Below are 20,878 nucleotides of genomic sequence, written 5' to 3' on the forward strand. Positions count from 1 at the left end.
ATGGCCTCGCTGAAGGAACTCAAGGGTCGGATCAACTCGGTCAAGTCGACCCAGAAGATCACCAAGGCCAAGCAGATGGTCGCGGCCGCCAAGCTGCGCAAGGCGCAGGCGGCGGCCGAGGCCGCGCGCCCCTATGCCGAGCGGCTGGGCAAGGTCATGGCCTCGCTCGCCAGCAAGGTATCGGGCGAAGGCGCGCCCAAGCTGTTTGCCGGCACCGGCAAGGACCAGCGCCACCTGCTCGTCGTCGCCAACAGCGACAAGGGGCTGGCGGGCGCGTTCAACTCGAACATCGTGCGCGCCGCGCTCGCCAAGGCGGCCGAGCTCAAGGCCGAGGGTAAGGAGGTCGACTTCTACCTCGTCGGCCGCAAGGGCCGCGCCCCGATCCGCCGGGCGCATCCGCAGAACATCGCCCGGATGTTCGACACGACCGACGTGCGCGAGCCCGGGTACGAGGAAGCCGAGCGGATCGTCGCCGAGCTGATGGAAATGTACGACGCCGGCAAGTTCGACGTCGCGCACCTGTTCTACAGCAAGTTCAAGTCGGCGCTGACGCAGGAACCCACGCGGCTTCAGATCATCCCGGTCCCCGCGCCCGAAACCGCCACGGCGAGCCAGGCCGCGGTCGAATACGAACCCGACGAGGAGGAAATCCTCGCCGAGCTTCTGCCGCGCTACCTCAAGACCCAGGTCTTCGGTGCGCTGCTCGAGAACCAGGCGTCCGAACAGGGCGCCTCGATGACCGCGATGGACAACGCCACGCGCAACGCTGGCGAGCTGATCAACAAGCTGACGATCCAGTACAACCGCAGCCGCCAGGCCGCGATCACCACCGAACTCATCGAAATCATCGCGGGCGCAGAAGCGCTCTGATCAGGGTCCCCGACGTGAACAAGCTCGCCCTCCTCCTTCCGCTCCTCGCGCTCGCAGCTTGCGGGCAGGAACAGCCTGCGCCCGAGCCGACCCCGGCCCAGACCGTCACCGCTGCGCCGGTCTCCACGCTGCCCGCGCCCGATCGCGAACACTTCGCCGAAGCGTTCGCCGCCGGGTGCACGGGCGCCGAGCCGGTCAAGAACGCGACGTGCAAGCGCGCCGGCATGGGCTCTGACAACGTCGTCTGCCAGTACGGCCTGGGCGACGACGAATACCTCCGCCACACTGCGACGATGGGCCCCAACGCCGACAAGACCGGCTGGGTGCTGACCGACGCAGCCACCGTTTGCACCGAACACGGTGCCGAAACCACCGAAACCGCAGCTTCCGAAAGCCAGTAGGACACACATACCATGGCAACCGCACCCGTCCTGAACCAGACCACCCCCAACCAGTCTTCTGGCGGCACCATCAGCCAGGTCATCGGCGCCGTCGTCGACGTCGCGTTCGAAGGCGAACTGCCGGCGATCCTGACCGCGCTTGAAACCGACAACAACGGCAACAGGCTCGTTCTCGAGGTCGCCCAGCACCTCGGCGAGAACACCGTGCGCACGATCGCGATGGATGCGACCGAGGGCCTGACCCGCGGCCAGCCGGTGACGAACACCGGTGCGCAGATCTCGGTGCCGGTCGGCCCCAAGACACTCGGCCGCATCGTCAACGTCGTCGGCCAGCCGATCGACGAACGCGGCCCGATCGACAGCGACATGACCGCTCCGATCCACGCCGAGGCGCCGCTGTTCGTCGACCAGTCGACCGAAGCCAGCATCCTCGTCACCGGCATCAAGGTCATCGACCTCCTCGCGCCCTATGCCAAGGGCGGCAAGATCGGCCTGTTCGGCGGCGCGGGCGTCGGCAAGACCGTGCTCATCCAGGAACTGATCAACAACATCGCCAAGGGCCACGGCGGCGTGTCGGTGTTCGCCGGCGTCGGCGAGCGCACCCGCGAGGGCAACGACCTGTACCACGAGTTCCTCGACGCCGGCGTCATCGCCAAGGACGCCGACGGCAACGCGACCTCGGAAGGATCCAAGGTGGCGCTCGTGTTCGGCCAGATGAACGAGCCCCCGGGCGCCCGCGCCCGCGTCGCGCTGTCGGGCCTGACGATGGCCGAGTACTTCCGTGACCAGGAAGGCCAGGACGTGCTGTTCTTCGTCGACAACATCTTCCGCTTCACCCAGGCGGGTTCGGAAGTGTCGGCGCTGCTCGGCCGCATCCCGTCGGCGGTGGGCTACCAGCCGACCCTGTCGACCGACATGGGCAACCTGCAGGAACGCATCACCTCGACCACCAAGGGCTCGATCACCTCGGTCCAGGCGATCTACGTCCCCGCGGACGACCTTACCGACCCGGCGCCGGCGACCTCGTTCGCGCACCTCGACGCGACCACGACGCTGAGCCGCGCGATCTCGGAACTCGGCATCTACCCGGCGGTGGACCCGCTCGATTCGACCAGCCGCGTGCTCGAGCCGCGCGTCGTCGGCGAGGAGCACTACCAGACCGCGCGCCGCGTCCAGGAAGTGCTGCAGAAGTACAAGTCGCTGCAGGACATCATCGCCATTCTCGGCATGGACGAACTGTCCGAAGAGGATAAGCTGACCGTCGCCCGCGCGCGCAAGATCCAGCGCTTCCTCAGCCAGCCGTTCCACGTGGCCGAGGTGTTCACCAACATCCCGGGCAAGTTCGTGCAGATCGAGGACACCGTGAAGTCGTTCAAGGCCGTCGTCGACGGCGAGTACGACCACCTTCCCGAGGCCGCGTTCTACATGGTCGGCGGGATCGAGGAAGCGGTCGAGAAGGCCAAGAAGCTGGCCGAGGACGCCTGAGGCGATGGCCCTGCACTTCGAACTGGTCACGCCGGCCAAGCTGGTCCGGTCCGAGGAAGTCCACATGGTGGTCGTCCCCGGTACCGAGGGCGACTTCGGCGTGCTCGAGGGCCACGCGCCCGTCATGTCGACCATCCGTGACGGCGCGATCCAGGTGTTCCGCACCGAAGGCGCGGCGGCGGAAAACATCGCCGTACGCGGGGGTTTCGCCGAGGTCGGCGAGAACGGCCTGACGGTGCTCGCAGAGCACGTCGAGGGCTGACTATCCGCAAGCTGCTCGAAGACGCGCGCACGCAGCTATGGCTGCGGCGCGCGTTTCTCGTTGCCGCCGCCTTTGCGCTGGTCATGGCCGTGCTTCCCGGTGTACCGGACATACCCGGCAAGGACGGCGACAAGGTCCAGCATATGCTGGCCTTCTTCACGCTTGGCGCGCTGGCTGCTGCCGGTTGGCGCGACAGGCCGGCAGTGCTGATATTTGCGATGCTGGCCGCATTCGGCGGCTTGATCGAGATCGTTCAGGCCATCCCGGCACTTCATGCCGATGCCCAGTGGGGTGACTGGCTGGCCGACATGGCGGCCGCGATCGTTGCGCTGGCGACGACCCGACTGATCCTGGACCGCCTTCCCTCCTGAAGGCCTAGCGCCGTGATCCAGGCCGCCGGAACTCGAACCGGATCGCCCGCGATCCGTCGAGCATCGCGCTCTCCGCCATGAGCAGGTCGCCCGCGCGCCAGTAGCGGATGCGCTGCGGGAAGCCGCCGGCCGGGTTCTCGAACCCGATGCCATCGCCCTCGCCTACGCCCGGCCGCCAGACGTACATCGTCCTGGCGCCGTCACGAACCGAGGCGAAGAGCGCGATCGGCGCGTTGGGTCTTGCCCGACGCGGCGCGTCGAGGGCGATCTGCATCGATTTCCACGACAGCAGCGTATCACCCACCCCGCTCCGCCCGCTGCCGAGCATGATCCCCCCGCGCGGGCCGGTCCAGCATTCCTCGATCCAGGTCTCACCGCGGGTCTCGATCCAGCACCCACCCATCCACGCGGGCAGCCGGGGTGTCTGCTCCGCCGCTCCGACGAGTGACAACGAAGCCGCCGCAATCGCCAATTGCACCGGTCGCATGGCTTTCTCCTCCTGCGCGACCCGTGCCGCCATCCTAACCCATCGCGCGCCGTCGGTGGTGATTTTTTCGGTTCGTCGCGGCTTCGGCACGCCCCGGATGCACAACCGCGCGTAAACCATGGTGCGCAATGCGGAATTAACCGTCGCCGCTCACTTTCGATTCAGACGGGGGGCGCGTCGAGGAGTGAAACGCATGGCGTACCCATATGACAGCACGGTTTCCGCAGCGATCAAGGCTGCGGGCCTTCCAAAGTCGCACAAGGTCCACTGGTCGGAACAGCGCAAGGCAGACGTTGTCCGCGCGGTTCGCGACAAGCTGATCACGTTCGACGAGGCGCGCTGGCGCTACCTGCTGAGCCGGAGCGAGTTCCGCCAGTGGGAAGAGAAGGTCAGGGAACAGGAAGCGAAAGAACTCGCCTGACGCGCCGTCAGCTGCGCGCCGTTCGGGTCGGCGCATGGAAGTCGGGCGGCTTGTCCGCCACCCACGCGAGGAATTTTGCCAGCGCCGCGCTTTCCAGCAATGCGGCACGGTCCCCGCCGATGCGGGCGAGCGCGGCGTTGGTGAAATTCGCATGGATCGCCCGATGGCAGATCGGGTGGACGGGGACGGTCTGGCGCCCTTTCTTGGCCTTGGGCACGACATGATGCTGCTGGACCTTGCGACCCAGCGGCCGCCGGCAGAGCCAGCAGGTCGGGGGAGCCTCGATCAGCCCTTCTTCTCCGCCGCTTTCTTCTTCTTCATCGCATCGTGGAAACGGTCGGCCCAGCCCGGCTTCACCATCTGCTCGGCACGGACCATGCGCAGTTCGCCCGCATCGACGTCGCGGCTGACCGCGCTGCCGGCAGCGACGATCGCGTCGGCGCCGATCCGCACCGGCGCGATCAGCGCGCTGTTCGAACCGATGAACGCACGCTCCCCGATGACTGTCTTGTGCTTGAAGTAACCGTCGTAGTTGCAGGTGATGGTCCCCGCCCCGATGTTCGCTCCCGCGCCCACTTCCGCATCGCCGAGGTAGGTCAGGTGGCTCGCCTTGGCGCCCTCGCCGAGGACGGCCTTCTTCATCTCGACGAAATTGCCGACCTTGGCGCCTCGTTCCATGACCGCGCCGGGGCGAAGCCGCGCGAACGGCCCGACCTCGCAGCCCTCGCCGATCGTCGCCCCCTCGATGTGGCAGAACGCCTTGATGTGCGCGCCGTCGGCGACGGTCACCCCCGGGCCGAACACCACGTTGGGCTCGATCGTCACGTCCCGGCCGACCTGGGTGTCGTAGCTGAAGAACACGGTATCCGGGGCGCGGAGCGAGGCGCCGTTCGCCATCGCCTCTTCCCGCCTGAACGCCTGCCATTGCGCTTCCGCCCCCGCGAGTTCCGCACGTGAGTTGATCCCGGCGACTTCCGCCGGATCGTCGGTGACGACGACCGCGCTCTTGCGCCCGTCGTCGCGCGCGACGTTGACCACGTCGACGAGGTAGTATTCGCCCGCCGCGTTGTCGTTGCCGACACGGCCGAGCAGGTCGAACAGGTCGGCGGCGCGCATGGCCATCAGACCCGAATTGCACAGGCGGCAGGCGCGTTCGTCCTCGGTCGCGTCCTTGTGTTCGACCATCTTCTCGATCGTCCCGTCAGCCGCGGCGATCACGCGGCCGTAGCGTAGCGTGTCCTCCGGCTCGAAGCCGAGCACCACGGACGCGGGCGCATCGGCTTCGTGGAGCCGATCGAGCATCCGACGCATCGTCTCCGCCCGCACGAACGGCACGTCGCCGTAAAGCACGAGGACATCGCCGTCGAATCCGGCCAGCGACCCTTGCGCCTGCTGTACGGCGTGGCCCGTGCCCAGCTGCGGCTCCTGCAGCGCGGTCGCCGCGCGGCCCGCGACCGCCGCCTCGATCTGTTCGCGCCCGCTGCCGACGACGACGACGGTATGGCGGGGGCCGAGCTCGTCGACGCTCGCCATCAGGTGGTGCAGCATCGCCCGCCCGGCGATCGGGTGCAGGACCTTGTGCAGATCGCTCTTCATCCGGGTGCCCTTGCCCGCGGCGAGGATGATGGCGGCAAATTCGCGTGTCGTGCTCATGGCGCCAGCCCATGCCACCGATTGCTTGCGGTTGGAAGAATCCCCGCTACCGATGCGGCCGATGACAGGATTTCCATTCCAGATCGTCGGCTTCGACCTCGACGGCACGCTGCTCGACACCCATCGCGACCTCGGCGCGGCGGTCAACCATGCGCTGCGAACCGGGGGCTTCGATCCGGTTCCGGTCGCGGAGATCGAAGATGCCATCGGCGGCGGCGCGAAGCTGATGCTGAAGCGCGTGATCGATGCCCGCGGCGGACTGCCCGATGACGAGTTCCAGGTACTCTACAAGGCGTTGCTCGCCTTTTACGCCGAAAACAATTGCGTCCACACCCGCCCCTACCCCGGCGCGATCGAGGTGCTCGACGAACTCGCTGCCCGCGGGGTGCGCCTGGCGCTGCTGACCAACAAGTTCGAAAGCTTTGCCCGCCAGATCCTCGATACGCTCGACCTTACGCGCCGCTTCGAGCTGATCCTGGGCGGCGACAGCTTGGGCAAGGGGCGCTCGAAGCCCGCGCCCGATCCGATCCTCGAGGCGCGCGAACGGCTCGGCGGCGGCAGCTTCGCGTACATCGGCGATAGCAGCTACGACGTCATGTCGGCCAGGGCCGCCGGCGTTCCGGTCGTGGTCGCCGGGTACGGCTACTGCGACAAGCCCCCGGCCGAACTGGGCGGAGACGCGGTGATCGAGCGTATCGGCGATTTTGTTCGCGCGCTCGAGAGCATCGATCCGCCGCGCTGAGCCGCGCGCGCGGTTGCATCGCGGCGCGATTGGTGCCAACCGCATTGCCTACTTTACGGGCGCGTAAACCTGCGCGCTGCACAGACTGGAGAGCATAGCCATGACCATCTCGTTCAAAGACAAGGTCGCCATCGTCACCGGCGCCGGCGGGGGCCTGGGCCGCGAATACGCGCTCGAACTGGCGCGGCGCGGCGCGAAGGTCGTGGTCAACGACCTCGGCGGCGCGCGCGACGGTACCGGCCATTCCGACATGGCGCTGCAGGTCGTCGAGGAAATCGAGAAGATGGGCGGCGAGGCGATGTCGAACGGCGGTTCGGTCACCGAGTTCGAGCAGATGGAAAAGATGGTTGCCGACGCGAAGCAGAAGTGGGGCGGCGTCCACATCCTGATCAACAACGCGGGCGTCCTGCGCGACAAGACTTTCGCCAAGATGAGCCCCGAGGACTTCGAGTTCGTGCTCAAGGTCCACCTCACGGGATCGGCCTTCGTCACCAAGGCGTGCTGGGAACTGATGCGCGAGCAGGCCTACGGCCGCATCCTGATGACCGCTTCCTCGACCGGCCTGTTCGGCAACTTCGGCCAGGCGAACTACGGTGCCGCCAAGCTGGGCCTCGCGGGCCTGACAAAGACCCTCCAGCTCGAAGGCGCGAAGTACAACATCAAGGTCAACACCCTCAGCCCGGTTGCCGGCACGCGCATGACCGAGGACCTGTTCCCCGAGCAGGCGTTCAAGCTGTTCGCGCCTGAAAACGTGGTCCCGGCCGCGCTCTATCTCGTGAGCGAGGACGCGCCGACCAACGCCATCGTCGGCGCGGGCGGCGGCGGCTACCACTCGGCGTGGGTGATGATGAACGACGCCGTGTGGCTGCCCGAGGAAGAGCGTACCGTCGAAGGTTTCGCCGCGCACTGGGAGCAGATCTCGGCCCAGAACAACCTCCACGCACCCAACTCGGGCGCCGAGCAGTCGGGCGCGATCCTCAAGGCGATGCAAAAGGTCATGGGCGACGCCGCGCCAAGCTCGACGCGGGGCTGACCGAAAAGCCTTTAAATCAGAGACCGCCCATCAGGGCGACCGTGGCGCCAGCCACCGCCAACGCGGTGGCTGGCAGCCCGAAGGCGACCAGCGCTAGAATCTTCTTGCGATTAAGGCGTAACTGCCGCCGCGCGAAAAGGGTGTCCAGTTCGGTAGTCATTTGAAGAGTTTAGATCTCTTCAGGAGTGCTGTCCATCCACTAGCCTTCGACCGCCTTAACCAGACGCCGTTCCATCGGCGCAAGCACGCCCGCGAGTTCGTGCCCGCGCTTCAGGATCTGGCCGTGTTCTCCGAACAGAGTCCACATGCCCTGACGATTGCGTAGCGCGGGACGCTTTTCGATCCGTGCCTGGGGCCGCTCGGTGGTCCGCCGAAATGCGGCGAAAGCGGCATAATCCTTGGTGAAGTCCATTGCGTAATCGCGCCATTCGCCGGCTGCGACCATTCGGCCATAAAGATCGAGGATGCGCATCAATTCCTCGCGCTCGAAACCGACCTGATTGGGAACACGGCCGGGAAAGGGAACGACGGAACCGCCAACACCGAGGCTCATCCGCGCTTGGCCCCGCCGCGGCGGCTCACCTGCACGCCCTCGCCTACCGACGCCTTGAGCTCGGCGATCTCGGCGCGGAGGCTGGCGAGTTCGCTTTCCAGCTTCTCCACGCAGTCGCGGCTCGGAGCGCACGGATCGTCGCATGGCGTGCCATAAGGGAGGAATTCCTTCATCCATTCCTCGGCCGGGACGAGCGTGCTCCGCGCCTTGAGCCCGATCATGGTGGCGCCTTCGGGGACGTCGTCGGTGACGACCGCGTTGGCGCCGATTCGCGCGCGCGCGCCAACGGTGATCGGCCCGATCACCTGTGCGCCCGAACCGATGATGACGTTATCGGCGATCGTCGGATGCCGCTTGCCCTTGACGCCGTTGGTCGGGTTGGTTCCGCCTAGCGTGACACACTGGTAGATCGTGACGTTGTCACCGATCTCGGCCGTCTCGCCGATCACCGTGAAGCCGTGGTCGATGAACAGGTTCCTGCCGATCTCGGCCCCGGGATGGATGTCGATCGCAGTCAGGAAGCGGCTGAAATGGTTGACGAAACGGGCGAGAAAATAAAGCTTCGCCTCGTACAGCCAATGGGCCACGCGGTGCAGCCCCAGGGCGAGCACGCCTGGGTACAGCAGGATCTCCCACCGCGAATGCGGCGCCGGATCGCGCGCGCGCACCGAGTCGAGATAGGCTGTCAGTTTCTCGAACATTCTTCGCGAATCTCCCACCGATCGCGCGTCAAAGCAAGCGGGGCTGCTCTGCCCCCTGCACAGCTTCGAGCGCATCGCGCCAGACCGACAGCGTCGGCGGGACCTTGCGCTCGAGGCTGAGCCGGTCGATCGCTGCCACGACGTTCTCGATCCCGGCGAAGCTGCGCTCGAGCCGCGGAAGCAGGTAGGTAAGCGCGCCGTCGCCAAGCGCAAGACCGCGCGCTTCGGCATGGGCTTCGATCAGAGCGCCGACCATTTCATCGTCGGGAACCCCGATCTCGAGGTGCCATGCCGCTCCGAGGCGGCTGCGCAGATCGGGCAGCGCGATCTCCCACGGGTCGCGATCGGTCACGATCAGCAGCGGACGGCCACTTTCCTGCGCGCGATTCCACCGGTGGAACAGGTCGGTTTCATCGACCGCGTCGGCGCCGTCGATCGCCGCGAGGTCGCCCTGTACGGCGGCCCATCGCGCGAGGAGCGACTTTCCGCTGCGCGGCGGTCCCGCAAGGATCGCCGTGCCGAAGGGCCAGGCCGAAGGATCCGACAGGGCATCGATCGCCGCGCGGTTGGCGTTGCCGACGACGATCCGTCCGGGGTCGTCTGCCCGCCGCACCGTCAGCGGCAGCGCGATCTGGCCCATCAGCGGCTGATCGCCAGTCCGGCTCCCGCCTGCCGGACGGTAAACCCGCGAGCCCGCAGCGCGGCGGCAAGCGCGTTGATGTCGCCGGCGAAGCTGACGGTCATCACCGACGTGCCGCCGATCGCGGTGCTCGTCGCCGCCGCCCCGCGCACGCCGGGCGTGGCGCGGACCGCCGAGAGCGACGCGTCGAAGGCGCCGGCATTGGGCGTCGCGAACTGGACCGAGAAGCTCGACACCACCGCGGGAGCCGGCGCGGCCGGCGCAGGCGTTTCGCCCGGCACCGGACCCGCGGTCGCCTGCGCCTGGCGCGCGCGCTCCTGCGCCTCGGCAGCGCGTCCGTACTCAATCAGTCGCTGGAGCGCGGGATCGACCTGGGGCGCGCCGAGGTTGAGGGTGGAATCCGGCTTCAGCTTGCCAGCATCGAGGGCGCTTTCGAAGATCGCGTTGAACCGCAGGACCGCCTTGTCGAGCATCGCGGGCAGCGCGTCCTGGTTCGGCGCGGAGAGCGTGAAGCTCTCGAGGAACTCGCTGTCCGGGCCGTGACGGGCGGTGAAGGTGCCCTTCACCGGGCCGCCCGGATACGCATAATCGAGGTCGGCGATCGCGATGAGCACATCGGAGGCGCCGAACTGGTCGAGCACGTTCCGCCACCACGTCCGGCTGCGGCGTCCCACCTGGCCATAAGTCAGCAGAAGCGAATCGCCCCCCGCACCCGATGGGCGAACGTAATCGATCTTGCTGGCGCCCGGCTGGTATTCGGCCCACGCACGCTGCCAGGGATTGCGAATTTCGTAGACCGTCTGGGTGCCGGCGCTGAAAGTCACCGGAACCAGCAGCAGCGGTGCCGAGTGCTGGACGTTCTCTCCGCGGCCGAGAAGCCCGCCGGCCCGCGCGCGATCGAACACCACCCCGAGCCGGGCGATGTATCGGCCGGGTCCAAGTTCCTCGTGCTCGATGACGACCGAGGAAACCAGCGAATAGAGCTGGCCGTCCGGAATGGCCGGACCATCGATCTTCTTCCAGGCGAGCTTCATCGCCTGCTTCCACCCCTGCTCGCGCGCTTCCTCGGCGGTCTTGGCGGTCACGTCGACGTCGATGCCACCGACCTGGATGTCGCCCGACGCGGCGACCGCAGCGATCCCGCGATCGCCGGCGATCTGCGCGTAGAGCGCCCGCCCGCCGAGCGCGAGGATGATGGCCGCGATCAGTCCCGCTGCGACGATGATCGTGGCGCGGCGCGGGTCGCGCAGAAGGGTTTGCATGGGTGCCATAGGGGAAAACTGGCGGCCTTTTGCCCAAACGGGCATGGAAATCCAAGCGGGAATGCGTCAGGGCGATCGCATGGCATCGAATGGCTCGCCTCCTCGCCCCTATACCTACGAATCCGCTGGAGTCTCGATCGACGCCGGCAACGCGCTGGTGCGCGCGATCGGCCCGCTCGCAAAATCCACCGCGCGCCCCGGGGCGACCAGCGAACTGGGCGGATTCGGCGGGTTCTTCGATCCCCGGGCTGCCGGATACGAAGACCCGCTGCTGGTCGCCGCGAACGACGGCGTGGGCACCAAGCTCAAGCTGGCGATCGATCACGACCGGCACGACAGCGTGGGCATCGACCTTGTCGCGATGTGCGTGAACGACCTGATCGTCCAGGGCGCCGAACCGCTGTTCTTCCTCGACTACTTCGCCACCGGCAAGCTCGAGAACGGGATCGCCGAGCGGGTGATTGCCGGCATAGCGGAAGGTTGCAGGCAGGCCGGCTGCGCGCTCATCGGAGGCGAGACCGCGGAAATGCCAGGGATGTATGCTGCCGGCGACTACGATCTGGCAGGCTTCTGCGTCGGCGCGGTCGAGCGCGGCGAGCAACTGACCGGCGACAAGGTCGCGCCGGGTCACGTCCTGCTCGGCCTGGCCAGTTCGGGCGTGCATTCGAACGGCTATTCGCTGGTCCGCCGCCTGGCCGCGGACATGGGATGGCGCATGGACCGCCCCGCCCTGTTCGACCAGGACACGCTGCTGATCGACGCGCTCGCCGCGCCGACGCGCATTTACGTCAGGGCGCTGCTGCCGCTGGTCCGCTCGGGCAAGATCGACGCGCTCGCCCACATCACCGGCGGCGGCCTGCTCGAAAACGTCCCCCGCGTGCTCCCCGAGAGCGCGCACGCGGTGATCGACGCCGACGCGTGGGAGCAGCCGCGACTGATGGCCTTCCTGCAGGCGCAGGGAAACATCGAGCCGGGCGAAATGGCGCGCACCTTCAACTGCGGAATCGGCATGGTCCTCGCGGTCGCGCCCGACATGGCGCGCGAAGTGGCGGCCTACCTCGAGGCGAACGGCGAAAGCGTGAGCCGCATCGGAGAGGTTATCGAGGGACCCCGGGGATGCACCGTGCGCGGATCGGACGGCACATGGTCGAGCCGCGCGGCGTGGGAAGCCCGCCACACCGCCTGACGCGACGCTATCTTCCGGCCCCGTCCGGGATGCCGTCGATGTCTTCGCCCAGCGTCTCGCGCAGGTAGATCTCGCGCACCCCCACGAAAGCCACGACCAGCAGCGCGCCGGCGAAGAACACGCCGTAGAGGCCGAAGACCGCCCCGACGCCCAGGATCGTGAACAGCGTAAGCGCGGGCGGAATATCGACCACCCGGCGGTTGACCACCGGCGTGACGAGCCACGCCTCGATCACCCGTACCGCGACGTACGCCACCAGCGTGTAAGCCAGGACGTCGCTTCCCTGCGCTGTGGCGAGGCCGATTGCGGGCAGCATGGCGACCGCCGGGCCGACATACGGAATGAACTCCGACAAGCCGCCGAGCAGGCCGAGCGCGGCCCAGTTCTCGAGCCCGGCAAGCCACAGCGCGCCGCCGATCAGTATCGCCATCACGGTCATCGAGATCAGCTTGGATTTCAGCCACAGGCGCAATGCCCTACCCATCCGGTCGATCGTCCGCTCGACCACCGGACGCCCGTCGGGCGGGGTCAACAGAACCGCCGCGCGGATATAGGGCCGCGGGTTGGCCGCGAGGAAAAGCGCGCCAACGACCACGATGAGGAAGTTGAGCAGCACTTCGCCCGCGCCCGCGGCGAGCGAGCCGAGCCGATCGGCGATCGCACTCCCGGCAACCGCCGCCTCGGCCGCGCGCACGATTGCCTCGCCCACGGGGGTGACACTCATCGTTTCCTCGATCGAAGCGATGATCGAAGGCAGGTTGTCGATCATCGCGGCTACGTCGTTGCCGAACTGAACAACGAGCAGCCAGCCCACCACCCCGAACAGGCCGAGCGACACGAGCACCCCGAGCACGAGCGCGGCCTTCGGACTGGTCACTCCCGCCTTCGCGAACAGCCGCGCGGCGCTGCGGAAGAGGACCGCGCCGATGACGGACCCGAAAGCCAGCAACAGGAGGTCCGCGGCGCGCCAGGCGACCAGCAGCGCGGCGGCGATGGCGACTGTCCAGCCGAGCCTGCGCAGGTACGGTATATCTTCCGGGCGGGGCTTGAGCGGAGGTCCCATGTGCTGGCACAAGCATCCGCCGGGGCAATCGGTTCCTCGGGGCGTGCGGGAGAATCCAGTTGGCGAAGGCGCGCGTGGCGGTGCTCATCTCGGGCAGCGGCACCAACATGGCGGCGCTGCTCTACGCCAGCCGGCGCGCGGGCAGCGCATACGAGATCGTCCTGGTGGCGAGCAACGATCCTGCGGCCGCGGGGCTGAAGCTTGCCGAAGCCGAGGGCGTGCCCACTTTCGCGCTCAGCCACAGGGGCATGGACCGGGCGGCACACGACGCCGCGATGGACGCGGCCATCCGGCGAGCCGGCGCGGAATATGTCGCGCTGGCCGGATACATGCGGGTCCTAGGTGCCGAGTTCGTGCGGGGCTGGAAGGACCGGATGCTCAACATCCACCCCTCGCTCCTGCCCAGGTATCGCGGCCTCCACACCCATCGCAGCGCGCTCGAGGCGGGCGACGCGCACGGCGGGTGCAGCGTCCACCTCGTCACGGAAGAGCTCGACGCCGGCGAAGTGCTCGGCCAGACGAAGGTCGCGATCATGCCCGGCGATACCGAGGCCAGCCTGGCGGCGCGCGTGTTGATCGCGGAACACCAGCTTTTCCCGCGTGTGCTCGAAGAATACGTGTCGCGTCCGAACGACCCGGCATGGCTGCTCGAGCGCGTGCGCGCGCTCGCGCTCGACCTGCCAGAGACGCACGAGCGCGAAAGCCACGGCGCGCCCGGCTGGCGCGCGGGGAGCGAGAAGTCGGGCAAGTTCTTCGCCCATTTCTCCGACCAGCACCACGGCACCCCGCACATTTCCCTGCTGGTCAAGGCCGCCAGCATGGACGAACTCGAGGGCCTCGTCGAAGCGCAGCCGCACGCCTACCACAAACCCGCCTACTACGGCGCGGGGGGCTGGATCGGGGTGATCCTCAACCGCCCGGGACTCGACTGGAACGACGTCGCCGACTGGCTCCAGAGGAGCTGGCGCGCGGTGGCGCCCAAGTCCGCGACCCGCCTGCTCGACGTCGCCGACGAGTTCTGATGGCGCCGCCCCGCCCGCATCCGCTGGCGGTCGCGCCCGCCGCGCGCATCGCCGACCGTGCCGTCGCGGCCATCTGGCGGAGCGGAATTACCCCCAGACCGCCGCTGGAGCCGGAAGACCTCTGGCGCATCGGCGCGCGCGGGTTCGACGCAAACGACGAAGCCGGGGGCCGCTGCGAGGAGGACCGCCAGGATTTCCGCGAGCGGCTCGATCGGCTCTGCCGGGCACTGCGCGAGGAGGCCGACCTCAACGCGCTCGGCCACACGATGGCCTACGGGCAATTGACTGGCGCCATCCGCAAGCGGCACGCGCTGGGCCGCCTGTGGCGTCATCGCCCCGAGCTTGCCAACGCGCCGCTCGCGACGCCGATCGTGGTCGTGGGCCAGATGCGCAGCGGAACGACCCGGGTGCACCGGCTTCTCGCGGCCGATCCCGCGCTCTGCGCGACCCGGTTCTGCAACAGCTTCGATCCGGTTCCCCGGAGACCCGACCTACGCCCGCTCAAGGCGGCGTTCGCGCTCGCGATCGCCCGCCGGATCAATCCCTGGCTCGACACGCTCCACCCCTTCGGCGCCACTCGCGCGGACGAGGAGATCGGCTGGCTCTCGTCCGCGCTTTCGCCTTGTGCCTACGAGGCGCAGTGGCGCATCCCTTCCTTTGTCGGCTGGAGTGAGGCGCACGACGCAGCGCCGGTGTACCGCGAGTTCGCCCGGATCCTGCGCACCGACGCAGCGACGATGAACGACGGCCCGCGCCCGCGCGTGCTCAAGTGCCCGCAATTCGCCGAGGATCTGCCCGCTCTGCTCGCCGCGTTTCCCTGCGCGCGCGTGGTGATCGCCAGGCGCGCGAGCGATGCGATTCTCGACAGCGCGGTATCCATGGTCGCGGGCCAATCGGCCTTCCAGTCGCCTGCGAGCGACCTCGCCGCCATTCGCAACGAATGGCGGCGCAAGCTGGCCCTGCGCGACGAACGGATCGAAGCGGCCCTCGGTGCACACGACGGCCCCGTCGCCACGGTGCGGTACGACGATCTCGACGCCGACTGGCGAACGGCGATCGGCGCGCTGTACACAGCGCTCGGACTGCCCCTGTCGCCGGAGGCCCTGGCGGCCATGGAGCGAGAGCAAAGAGAAGCAGCGCGATCGCCCCATCGTGCGCACGGCAAGGCGCTTCGGCGCTTCGCGCGATCAACCGGTTGACCGTGCGCGGGCCCGGCAATCGGGGCCAGCAGTGGCCTTGTGAAGGGGTTCAGACGACAGTGGGCGGCGCGCCGTCGCGGTCCGCCATGAGTTGCGAAGCTTCGGGCGAATAGGTCCGGTTCATCGCCGGAGGGCCGCCTTCGGCCCACGACTGCCACTCGCTGATGAAGCCGCTTTCGCAGCGCGCCCGCCATACCGCACGCCGCCGGCCGAAAGCGGGCAACGCGCTGTTCGCCCAGCCGCGCATGAGGACGAAGGGATCGCTGAAGCTGACGGTTTCCACCTCGACGCGGAAACCCGGGTCGGCGTCAAACAGCCGTTCCACCCCAAGCATGACGGTATCGCGGCCCGTCACGCCCTCGCGCCAGCTGTCGATGTAGGTGAAATCCTCGCTGACGAGCTCGCGCATCGCCGCGATGTCGTGCGCGTTGGTAGCCGCGACGAAACGCGCGACGAGCGCCTTGCTCTTCTGGCTACGACCCCAGGGCATGGCACGCCGAATACCACGCCGGCGGGGATGGCCGCCAGCGCTATCGCCCGAACGAGCAGGGGATCAGACAGGCCGACCCCCAAAGGCCGATCAGCCGACGATTTCTTCCGGCTTGAAGAAATAATCGATCTCGATCCTGGCGTTCTCTTCCGAGTCCGAGCCGTGGACCGAATTGGCCTCGATGCTTTCCGCGAAGGTCTTGCGGATCGTGCCGTCCTCCGCGTCCTTGGGATTGGTCGCGCCCATCACGTCGCGGTTGCGCTTCACGGCATCCTCGCCCTCGAGGACCTGCACGACCACCGGGCCGCTGGTCATGAATTCGACCAGCTCGCCGAAGAAGGGGCGTTCCTTGTGCACCGCGTAAAAGCCCTCAGCCTGCTCGCGGGTCATGTGGATGCGCTTGCTGGCGACGACGCGCAGGCCGGCGTCCTCGAGCATCTTGGTGACCGCGCCGGTCAGGTTGCGGCGGGTGGCATCGGGCTTGATGATCGAAAAGGTGCGGGTGACCGCCATGGGTTTTTCCTTGCGAACTGCGGGGTGGGAGAATTGCGCGCGCCCCTAACGGGGACTTGCACGAGGCGCAAGCGTCAGGCCTTCTTCACCCACTTGCCATCCTCGACCGCGTAGTATTCCCGCTCGACGTCTTCGCGATCGTCGAAGCGGCGCCAGATCGCCCGCACCGAGTCGCGCTGGCGGTCGTCGAAGAACAGCAGCGCGCGTTCGAAACCCTCGGCTTCCTCGCGCCACCGACCGTCGGCAAGCGCGATGACCGCGGCGCCATTCGCCGCGATGCATTCCGTTGACAGGAGAATCGGCTGGCGCGCGGCGTGGCCGTCGGACGCCTTGCCATTGGCGACGAAAGCGGCCGGGTTCGCGTTCCACATGGCCGCGCCCAGGCGGTCGAGATCGGCCTCGTCGTCGGCGACGACGAGCACGCGTTGCCCCTTGGCCATGGCGCCGCGCATGATGATGGGGAGCACCTGGTCGACCGGGCGCTCCCCCGAAAGGTAGAAGCTGAGCTGCTTCAGGTCAGCTCTCCAGCGTGTCGCGCACGTAGCGATCGATCAGGCGCACGCCGTATCCGGTCGCGCCCTTGCCCCAGGTCGCGCCGGGCTTGGCCGCCCAGACCATGCCGGCGATGTCGCAGTGCGCCCAGGCGCGGCCCTTGTCGACGAACCGCTGGAGAAACTGCGCCGCGGTGATCGAGCCGCCTTCGCGCGGGCCGATGTTCTGCATGTCGGCGATCGGCGAATCGAGCAGCTTGTCATAGGCCGGGGCGAGCGGCATCCGCCACAGCTTGTCGCCGCTTTCGCGCCCCGCCCTGAGCAGCGAATCGGCAAGCCCGTCGTCGTTCGAGAACAGCCCCGCATGCTCGGTGCCGAGGCTGATCAGGATCGCGCCCGTCAGCGTCGCGAAGTCGACGATCGCGACCGGATCGTATTCCTTCTGCACCCAGGTGATCGCATCGCACAGGACCAGGCGTCCTTCCGCGTCGGTGTTGAGCACCTCGACCGTCTGGCCGCTCATGGTGGTGACCACGTCGCCGGGCCGCATCGCCTTGCCGTCCGGCATGTTCTCGACCAGCCCCATGACCGCCACGACGTTGGCCTTCGCCTTCCGCCTGGCGAGCGCCAGCATGGCGCCGGCGACGGCGCCCGCGCCGCCCATGTCCCACTTCATGTCGCCCATCCCCGGCCCCGGCTTCAGGCTGATACCGCCGGTGTCGAAGGTCACGCCCTTGCCGACGAACGCGGTTGGCCTGGCGCCCTTGACGCCGCCGTTCCACTCGACCACGAGCAGGCGCGAGGGGCGGTCCGACCCCTGCCCCACGCCGAGCAGCGCGCCCATGCCGAGCTTCGTCATCTCGTCGACATCGAGCACCCGGACCTTGAGCCCGGCCTTCTCGAACGGACCCTTGACCCGCTCGACGAACGATTCGGGATAGATCACGTTGGCCGGCTCGGTGACGAGTTCCTTCGTCAGTTCGACCCCGTCGGCGACCGCGGCCGCATCGGTCCACGCGGCTTCGGCGCCATCGACCGCGCCAACCGCGATGACCTTGTCGAGCGTGACCTTCTGCTCGTCCTTCATCTTCGTGCGATAACGATCGTAGCGCCAGGTGCGCAGCCGCACCCCCATCAGCACGGCCGCCGCTTCCTCGGCCGAGAGCCCGCCCAGTTCCACAGCAAGCGAGTCCGACCCCGAACAGGCGTACTTCGCGGCAAGGCCGGCGCCCGCCTTCTCGAGATTGGCCAGCCGCGCCTCGTCGCCCTTTTCGCCCGCTCCCGCCAGCGCCACGCGGACGACCGCGCCTTCCCGCTCGGCAAAACCGTCGAATACCTGTCCCGCGCGGCCCTTGAAGCGGGCCGCCCGGGCGCCCTCGGCGATGGGCCGCTCGAGATCGCCGGGCAGCGTGTCCTGGTCGACCACCCGGGCCACGATCGAGATTCCGGCGGGGATTGTGTCGGCAAAGGTGATCTGCATGGAAACTCCGGCAAATTATGTTCGTCCCGGCAACCGCGCATCCTGGCGCACACCGGTTCAGGATGGCGATTGCGATTAGGCGGCAGTGCTGCGATAGGCAAGCAATGCTCCCCGCGTCGATCGGAATGCAGCAAGCCCCGGGCCGCCGCTTGCGCGCCTCGCGCCGCGCCAGCGCCGCCAGCCTAGGCGCGCTTGCGCTCGCCCTGCTTGCGCTGCCCGCCTGGGCCCAGGAAGGGCCTGCGCCGGGCATGGGCACGACCGATCAGCCCGAAGGCGTGCCGCCAGACCTGGCGACGCCGATGCCGCCGGTCGACGTTTCCGCACTCCCGCCCGCCCCGACCAGCGACCGGCAGATCAACTTCGAGGCCGACAGTGTCGCCTACGATTCGGACGCCGACACGGTCACCGCCACCGGCGATGTCGTTCTGCGCAGCGAAGACCGCTCGGTCCGGGCCGACGAGGTCACCTGGAGCCGCTCGAATGGCCAGATCGTCGCAACCGGAAACGTGCGCTTCGTCGACGAGGACGGCAACCAGCTCTATACCAGCCGGATCGAGCTGACCGACGCGTTCGAGGCGGGCGCGATGGAAGACCTTCTGCTGTCACTGCGCGAAGGCGGGCGACTCGCTGCCGCCAACGGCAAGCGGCTTGCCGACGGCACGATCGAGTTGACCCGCGCGGCTTACACCGGCTGCGAGGTCGTCGACCGCGAGGGTTGCCCGCGCGAACCGAGCTGGCGCATCACCGCCGACCGGGTGACTTATTCGCCCGCCGACAAGCGCGTCCGCTTCCAGGGCGCCTACCTGGAAATCTTCGGAGCCCGGTTGATTCCGCTTCCCGGGCTGGCGGTGCGCACCGACGGGCGCCCGGTTTCCGGCTTCCTCATCCCCGACATCCAGTATTCGCGCAACAACGGGCTGGAGCTGTCGGGGTCGTATTACCTGAACCTCGCGCCGAACAGGGACCTGACCCTCAGCGGCTATGCCTTCACCGGAGCGCCGCCGATGGTGTCGGGCCAGTGGCGGCACCTGACCGACCTCGGCGCCTACCAGGTGACCGGATACATGACCTACAGCCGGCGGCTCGACCCGTTCGGCGGTGAGCCGACAGGAGACAACCGGTTCCGCGGCTATCTGTTCGCCAACGGCAGGTTTCAGTTCGATCCCAACTGGAGCCTCACATTCTCGGCCCGGCGGACGAGCGACCGCACGTTCCTGCGGCGCTACGACATCAGCCGCGACGATCGCCTGCGCTCGATCGCCGAGATCGAACGGATCGACGCGGATTCGTACCTGGCAATCGCCGGCTATGCGACCCAGACCCTCCGCCTCGGGGTTCCGCAGGGGCAAGTCCCGGTCGCACTGCCGCTGATCGACTACCGCCGCCGGATCGACACCGGGTTCCTCGGCGGCGGCAAGCTCGAACTGCAGGCCAATTCGCTGGCGCTGTTCCGCAGCGAGGGCCAGGATACCCAGCGCGCGTTCCTCGGAGCCAAGTGGGACCTGAAGCGGGTCACCGGGTGGGGCCAGCTGCTGACGCTGACCGGGCTCCTGCGCGGCGACGTCTATCATTCGGACGAAAACGGTCTGACCGCGACCGCCAGCTATCGCGGCAATCCGGGCTGGGAAACGCGCGGAGTGGCACTGGCCGCCGCCGACCTCGAATGGCCGCTCGTCGGTCCCGCATTCGGCGGCACGCAGGTACTGACCCCACGGGTGCAGGTCGTCGTCACCCCGCCGATCCGCAACCTGGCGGTACCGAACGAAGACGCACGCGCGATCGATCTTGAAGATTCCAACCTCTTCGCCCTCAATCGCTTCCCCGGTTACGATCGGATAGAGGACGGGCCGCGGATCACCTACGGGCTCGACTGGAAGCTGCGGCGCACGGACTGGCGCATCTCCACCACCATCGGGCAATCGGTGCGCCTCAACAACCGCGCGACCATCCTGCCGGACGGCACCGGGCTGAGCGAGCGGGTTTCCGACTTCGTCGGCAGGACCCAGGTGCGCTACAAGGACTTCGTCAAGTTCACCCACCGGTTCCGGCTCGACAAGGACAGCCTCGCGGTTCGCCGCAACGAGATCGATGCCACCGTGGGATCGAGCCGGACGTATCTCGAAGCGGGCTACCTCCGCCTCAACCGCGACGTTTCGCCGACGATCGAGGACCTGCGCGATCGCGAGGAACTACGGCTGGCCGGCCGGGTCGCCTTTGCGCGTTACTGGTCGCTGTTCGGGTCGGGCGTGTTCAACCTGACCGACCGCAGCGAAGACCCCACCCAGGCATCGGACGGGTTCGATCCCATCCGCACGCGCATCGGCGTCGCCTACCAGGACGACTGCCTCGAGCTGGGTGCGACTTGGCGGCGCGACTACCTGGACCAGGGCGACGCGCGGCGGGGCAATACCTTCCAGTTCTACTTCGCGCTCCGGAACCTCGGCTTCCGGTGACGCGAGCCCAGTTGGCAGGCGGCCATCAACAGGCTAACGCCCGCCCGCACTCAGCTTGGGTTAAGCCGTTCTGGCGCACCCGCCCGGGCATCATCGGGCG

At 68.0% G+C, this 20,878-nt stretch carries 25 protein-coding genes; 12 read left to right on the forward strand and 13 right to left on the reverse strand.

Annotation, left to right across the window (positions count from 1 at the left end):
- The 5 genes from N0B51_RS05140 (at position 1) to N0B51_RS05160 (ending at position 3,389) form a co-directional block, all read left to right on the forward strand.
- Positions 1-870 (forward strand): F0F1 ATP synthase subunit gamma, encoded by an 870-nt coding sequence (locus tag N0B51_RS05140; protein ID WP_259961168.1) that lies wholly within the window; start codon positions 1-3, stop codon positions 868-870.
- A 14-nt stretch (positions 871-884) separates the two neighbouring features.
- Positions 885-1,271 (forward strand): hypothetical protein, encoded by a 387-nt coding sequence (locus tag N0B51_RS05145; protein WP_259961169.1) that lies wholly within the window; start codon positions 885-887, stop codon positions 1,269-1,271.
- A gap of 12 nt (positions 1,272-1,283) precedes the next feature.
- On the forward strand, positions 1,284-2,756 hold the full coding sequence (gene atpD, locus N0B51_RS05150; protein ID WP_259961170.1) for a F0F1 ATP synthase subunit beta: 1,473 nt from the start codon (positions 1,284-1,286) through the stop codon (positions 2,754-2,756).
- 4 nt (positions 2,757-2,760) lie between these two features.
- Positions 2,761-3,018 (forward strand): ATP synthase F1 subunit epsilon, encoded by a 258-nt coding sequence (locus N0B51_RS05155; RefSeq protein WP_259961171.1) that lies wholly within the window; start codon positions 2,761-2,763, stop codon positions 3,016-3,018.
- An 83-nt stretch (positions 3,019-3,101) separates the two neighbouring features.
- Entirely contained in the window at positions 3,102-3,389 is a 288-nt protein-coding gene (locus N0B51_RS05160; protein WP_259961172.1) for a VanZ family protein, read from the forward strand.
- A 4-nt stretch (positions 3,390-3,393) separates the two neighbouring features.
- Here N0B51_RS05160 and N0B51_RS05165 read toward each other — a convergent pair whose 3' ends face one another.
- Positions 3,394-3,840, reverse strand: coding sequence for a DUF6265 family protein (locus N0B51_RS05165; RefSeq protein WP_259961173.1), 447 nt, complete (start codon positions 3,838-3,840; stop codon positions 3,394-3,396).
- 229 nt (positions 3,841-4,069) lie between these two features.
- Between N0B51_RS05165 and N0B51_RS05170 the strand changes: the two genes are divergently transcribed.
- On the forward strand, positions 4,070-4,297 hold the full coding sequence (locus tag N0B51_RS05170) for a DUF1153 domain-containing protein (protein ID WP_259961174.1): 228 nt from the start codon (positions 4,070-4,072) through the stop codon (positions 4,295-4,297).
- Positions 4,298-4,304: 7 nt separating this feature from the next.
- Here the strand turns inward: N0B51_RS05170 and N0B51_RS05175 are convergent, their stop codons facing one another.
- Together N0B51_RS05175 and glmU are read right to left on the reverse strand one after the other, a co-directional pair.
- Positions 4,305-4,514, reverse strand: a complete 210-nt coding sequence (locus tag N0B51_RS05175; RefSeq protein WP_375545931.1) for a hypothetical protein — start codon at positions 4,512-4,514, stop codon at positions 4,305-4,307.
- 68 nt (positions 4,515-4,582) lie between these two features.
- The gene (gene glmU / locus N0B51_RS05180) at positions 4,583-5,950 is read right to left on the reverse strand and encodes a bifunctional UDP-N-acetylglucosamine diphosphorylase/glucosamine-1-phosphate N-acetyltransferase GlmU (RefSeq protein ID WP_259961175.1); all 1,368 of its coding nucleotides are present in this window, start codon (positions 5,948-5,950) and stop codon (positions 4,583-4,585) included.
- A gap of 61 nt (positions 5,951-6,011) precedes the next feature.
- Between glmU and N0B51_RS05185 the strand changes: the two genes are divergently transcribed.
- Complete coding sequence (locus N0B51_RS05185; RefSeq protein WP_259961177.1) at positions 6,012-6,692, forward strand: HAD-IA family hydrolase; 681 nt, start codon at positions 6,012-6,014, stop codon at positions 6,690-6,692.
- A 100-nt stretch (positions 6,693-6,792) separates the two neighbouring features.
- Positions 6,793-7,725: an SDR family NAD(P)-dependent oxidoreductase gene (locus N0B51_RS05190; RefSeq protein WP_259961178.1), complete on the forward strand. Its 933-nt coding sequence runs from the start codon at positions 6,793-6,795 to the stop codon at positions 7,723-7,725.
- Positions 7,726-7,741: 16 nt separating this feature from the next.
- On the opposite strand, the gene N0B51_RS05195 is transcribed toward N0B51_RS05190, so the two are convergent.
- The 5 genes from N0B51_RS05195 to N0B51_RS05215 are packed head-to-tail and all read right to left on the reverse strand — an operon-like array spanning position 7,742 to position 10,881.
- Entirely contained in the window at positions 7,742-7,885 is a 144-nt protein-coding gene (locus tag N0B51_RS05195; protein ID WP_259961179.1) for a hypothetical protein, read from the reverse strand.
- 39 nt (positions 7,886-7,924) lie between these two features.
- Complete coding sequence (locus N0B51_RS05200; protein WP_259961180.1) at positions 7,925-8,278, reverse strand: DUF2794 domain-containing protein; 354 nt, start codon at positions 8,276-8,278, stop codon at positions 7,925-7,927.
- On the reverse strand, positions 8,275-8,979 hold the full coding sequence (epsC, locus tag N0B51_RS05205; RefSeq protein ID WP_259961181.1) for a serine O-acetyltransferase EpsC: 705 nt from the start codon (positions 8,977-8,979) through the stop codon (positions 8,275-8,277). The genes N0B51_RS05200 and epsC overlap by 4 nt, the downstream gene beginning before the upstream one ends.
- 28 nt (positions 8,980-9,007) lie before the next feature.
- On the reverse strand, positions 9,008-9,619 hold the full coding sequence (locus N0B51_RS05210; protein ID WP_259961182.1) for an HdaA/DnaA family protein: 612 nt from the start codon (positions 9,617-9,619) through the stop codon (positions 9,008-9,010).
- Positions 9,619-10,881 (reverse strand): heavy-metal-associated domain-containing protein, encoded by a 1,263-nt coding sequence (locus tag N0B51_RS05215; RefSeq protein WP_259961184.1) that lies wholly within the window; start codon positions 10,879-10,881, stop codon positions 9,619-9,621. The genes N0B51_RS05210 and N0B51_RS05215 overlap by 1 nt, the downstream gene beginning before the upstream one ends.
- Before the next feature lie 79 nt (positions 10,882-10,960).
- Here N0B51_RS05215 and purM point away from each other — a divergent pair, with 79 nt between their 5' ends.
- Positions 10,961-12,067, forward strand: a complete 1,107-nt coding sequence (gene purM / locus N0B51_RS05220) for a phosphoribosylformylglycinamidine cyclo-ligase (protein ID WP_259961186.1) — start codon at positions 10,961-10,963, stop codon at positions 12,065-12,067.
- Positions 12,068-12,074: 7 nt separating this feature from the next.
- On the opposite strand, the gene N0B51_RS05225 is transcribed toward purM, so the two are convergent.
- The gene (locus N0B51_RS05225) at positions 12,075-13,130 is read right to left on the reverse strand and encodes an AI-2E family transporter (RefSeq protein ID WP_259961187.1); all 1,056 of its coding nucleotides are present in this window, start codon (positions 13,128-13,130) and stop codon (positions 12,075-12,077) included.
- Positions 13,131-13,189: 59 nt separating this feature from the next.
- Here N0B51_RS05225 and purN point away from each other — a divergent pair, with 59 nt between their 5' ends.
- Together purN and N0B51_RS05235 are read left to right on the forward strand one after the other, a co-directional pair.
- Positions 13,190-14,152, forward strand: a complete 963-nt coding sequence (purN, locus tag N0B51_RS05230) for a phosphoribosylglycinamide formyltransferase (protein WP_259961189.1) — start codon at positions 13,190-13,192, stop codon at positions 14,150-14,152.
- Positions 14,152-15,351, forward strand: a complete 1,200-nt coding sequence (locus tag N0B51_RS05235) for a sulfotransferase family protein (RefSeq protein ID WP_259961190.1) — start codon at positions 14,152-14,154, stop codon at positions 15,349-15,351. Before purN ends, N0B51_RS05235 begins: the two co-directional genes overlap by 1 nt.
- 49 nt (positions 15,352-15,400) lie before the next feature.
- Here N0B51_RS05235 and N0B51_RS05240 read toward each other — a convergent pair whose 3' ends face one another.
- The 4 genes from N0B51_RS05240 to N0B51_RS05255 form a co-directional block, all read right to left on the reverse strand.
- Positions 15,401-15,841, reverse strand: coding sequence for a nuclear transport factor 2 family protein (locus tag N0B51_RS05240; protein WP_259961191.1), 441 nt, complete (start codon positions 15,839-15,841; stop codon positions 15,401-15,403).
- A gap of 90 nt (positions 15,842-15,931) precedes the next feature.
- Positions 15,932-16,354, reverse strand: a complete 423-nt coding sequence (gene ndk / locus N0B51_RS05245) for a nucleoside-diphosphate kinase (RefSeq protein WP_259961192.1) — start codon at positions 16,352-16,354, stop codon at positions 15,932-15,934.
- Positions 16,355-16,428: 74 nt separating this feature from the next.
- On the reverse strand, positions 16,429-16,902 hold the full coding sequence (locus N0B51_RS05250; RefSeq protein ID WP_311201829.1) for a DNA polymerase III subunit chi: 474 nt from the start codon (positions 16,900-16,902) through the stop codon (positions 16,429-16,431).
- Positions 16,871-18,325 carry a leucyl aminopeptidase gene (locus N0B51_RS05255; RefSeq protein ID WP_259961193.1) on the reverse strand — a complete coding sequence of 485 codons (1,455 nt, stop codon included), beginning with the start codon at positions 18,323-18,325 and terminating at the stop codon, positions 16,871-16,873. The genes N0B51_RS05250 and N0B51_RS05255 overlap by 32 nt, the downstream gene beginning before the upstream one ends.
- Before the next feature lie 104 nt (positions 18,326-18,429).
- On the opposite strand from N0B51_RS05255, the gene N0B51_RS05260 reads away from it, so the two are divergent.
- Positions 18,430-20,778, forward strand: coding sequence for an LPS-assembly protein LptD (locus tag N0B51_RS05260; protein ID WP_259961194.1), 2,349 nt, complete (start codon positions 18,430-18,432; stop codon positions 20,776-20,778).
- The last annotated feature ends 100 nt before the right edge of the window (positions 20,779-20,878 follow it).

The sequence above is a fragment of the Tsuneonella litorea genome, from assembly GCF_025154015.1.
GTDB classification, from domain to species: Bacteria; Pseudomonadota; Alphaproteobacteria; order Sphingomonadales; family Sphingomonadaceae; genus Tsuneonella; species Tsuneonella litorea.